This is a genomic window from Burkholderia sp. (assembly GCF_018375725.1).
Taxonomy (GTDB): Bacteria; Pseudomonadota; Gammaproteobacteria; order Burkholderiales; family Burkholderiaceae; genus Burkholderia.
On record NZ_JAHACR010000493.1, the window covers coordinates 1 to 1,759 of the forward strand.

2 protein-coding genes are annotated in these 1,759 nt (G+C 67.7%); one reads left to right on the forward strand and one right to left on the reverse strand.

Annotated elements, in window-relative coordinates; genetic code table 11:
• The first annotated feature begins 178 nt into the window (after window positions 1-178).
• Window positions 179-883 carry a glutathione S-transferase N-terminal domain-containing protein gene (locus KH616_RS24780; protein WP_292254828.1) on the forward strand — a complete coding sequence of 235 codons (705 nt, stop codon included), beginning with the start codon at window positions 179-181 and terminating at the stop codon, window positions 881-883.
• A 22-nt stretch (window positions 884-905) separates the two neighbouring features.
• Here the strand turns inward: KH616_RS24780 and cobM are convergent, their stop codons facing one another.
• Window positions 906-1,634 carry a precorrin-4 C(11)-methyltransferase gene (gene cobM / locus KH616_RS24785; RefSeq protein ID WP_292254831.1) on the reverse strand — a complete coding sequence of 243 codons (729 nt, stop codon included), beginning with the start codon at window positions 1,632-1,634 and terminating at the stop codon, window positions 906-908.
• Window positions 1,635-1,759: the final 125 nt, after the last annotated feature.

Sequence of the window (1,759 nt, forward strand, 5' to 3'; positions counted from 1 at the left end):
CTGCCGAGTCATGCCCGGGCACGCGGCTGCGTCCTGCGCCATTGCGGCGGTTCGGCTACAGTGGACGCCTTGGTGCAGGACGCAGCCGCGTGCCGGGCCGGCCGTCAGCCCGCGTTGACCCTGGCGGCGCGGCCGCCTGCCATTCCCATCACGCCCACTACGACGAGCGTATCCACCCATGAGCGACCTGTCCGTTTTCCCGATCACGCATAAATGGCCTGCACGGCACCCCGACCGTATCCAGCTTTACTCGCTGCCGACGCCGAACGGCGTCAAGGTGTCGATCATGCTCGAGGAAACCGGCCTCCCCTACGAGCCGCATCTCGTGCGCTTCGACACGAACGACCAGTTGTCGCCCGAATTCCTTTCGCTGAATCCGAACAACAAGATTCCGGCGATCATCGATCCGAACGGCCCGGACGGCAAGCCGATCGCGCTGTTCGAATCCGGCGCGATCCTGATCTATCTGGCCGACAAGAGCGGCCAGCTGATCCCGCAGGATCTCGCGAGTCGCTACGAGACGATCCAGTGGGTGATGTTCCAGATGGGCGGGATCGGGCCGATGTTCGGCCAGCTTGGCTTCTTCTACAAGTTCGCCGGCCGGGACTACGAGGACAAGCGTCCGCGCGACCGCTACGTTGCCGAATCGAAGCGCCTGCTCGGCGTGCTCGACGCGCGGCTCGCCGAGCGCAAGTGGATCATGGGCGACGCCTATACGATCGCCGATATCGCGATCTTCCCGTGGGTGCGCAACCTCATCGGGTTCTACGAAGCGGGCGACCTGGTCGGCTTCGATGCGTATCGTCACGTCGCGCGCGCGCTCGATGCGTTCGTGGCACGCCCGGCCGTCGCGCGCGGGCTCTACATTCCGGCACGCGACTGACACCGCCGCGCGGCGCGCCCGATCAGTCCGCGCTCGCGTAGAGCGTCGAATCGGTGAAGCCCTGTGCGTCCAGCACGCGGCCGATCAGGATCAGCGCCGTCCGCTCGATGCGCGTGCCCTCGATCTTGCCGACGATGTCGGCAAGGGTGCCGGTGACGCGCGCCTCGTCCGGCCAGCTCGCGCGATAGATCACCGCGACCGGGCAATCCGGGCCGTAATGCGGCATCACCTCGTCGACGATCCGCGCGAGATGCCGCACGCCCAGATGGATCGCGAGCGTCGCCCGGTGCGCGGCGAGCGAGCCGAGCGCCTCGCCTTCCGGCATGGTCGTCTTGCCCGCATAGCGAGTGAGGATCACCGTCTGCGCGATGCCGGGCAGTGTCAGCTCGCAGCCGAGCGTCGCCGCACACGCGGCCGTGGCCGTCACGCCCGGCACGATCTCGTAGGGAATGCCGAGCGCGGTGAGCCGGCGGATCTGCTCGCCGATCGCGCCGTAGAGCGACGGGTCGCCGGAGTGCACGCGCGCGACGTCCTGGCCTTTCGCGTGAGCGTCGGCGAGCAGCGCAACGATTGCATCGAGGTCGAGCTCGGCGGTATTGACCACCCGTTCCGCGCGATGCCCGTCGAGCACCGCCTCGGGCACGAGCGAACCCGCGTACAGAATCACCGGGCAGGTGCGCACCAGGCGCTGGCCCTTCACCGTGATCAGCTCCGGGTCGCCCGGACCCGCGCCGATGAAATACACCGTCATCGAGAAAACTCCATCCAATTCATATGCGCCGCAGCGTCGGCGGCTCATCGAGTGCAGCAAGCAGCGCGGCCACCGAGTCGAATGCGCGATCGACGCCGGGCAGCGGCGGCCGACGCAACATCACG